Consider the following 386-nt stretch of genomic DNA (forward strand, 5'->3'; position numbering starts at 1 on the left):
GCCATGGTCATGGCAGCCAATGATGGACAGTCTCGGGTCAACGAGCTTTTAAGCTCTGCGCCCGAGTACCGCACAACGTGGGCGAAAGTCGTCAAGAAGGAAGAGCGGTTGCCGGAATGGGTTCTGAACCTGTCCGGTGCTTCCGAGCAGCAAATGACGGCGACGTCCGAGGGCGGTGACAAGTATCTGGTAGGGCCGCTTTGCGAAACAGCCGATACGTGCAAGAGCAAGCGTCTGATCGTGGCGTTCAGCCTCGACAAGGAAGACGCTTACGCCATGTTGGTTGAAGTACCTGCAGGCCTGCCTGCGGATAAGTCGCCAACCCGTAACGCGACTTATCGCTATTTGGGTAAGCCTGACGAGGGTATGCAAAAGCTCTTGAACGA

Annotated in this window: 1 protein-coding gene; it reads left to right on the forward strand. The window is 56.5% G+C overall.

Translation table 11 applies throughout. The features are described from left to right. A partial coding sequence (locus E4T80_RS12690) for an inhibitor of vertebrate lysozyme family protein (RefSeq protein WP_135058728.1) occupies positions 1-386 on the forward strand: 386 nt, incomplete at both ends.

It is taken from the genome of Muribacter muris, from assembly GCF_004569585.1.
Taxonomy (GTDB): Bacteria; Pseudomonadota; Gammaproteobacteria; order Enterobacterales; family Pasteurellaceae; genus Muribacter; species Muribacter muris.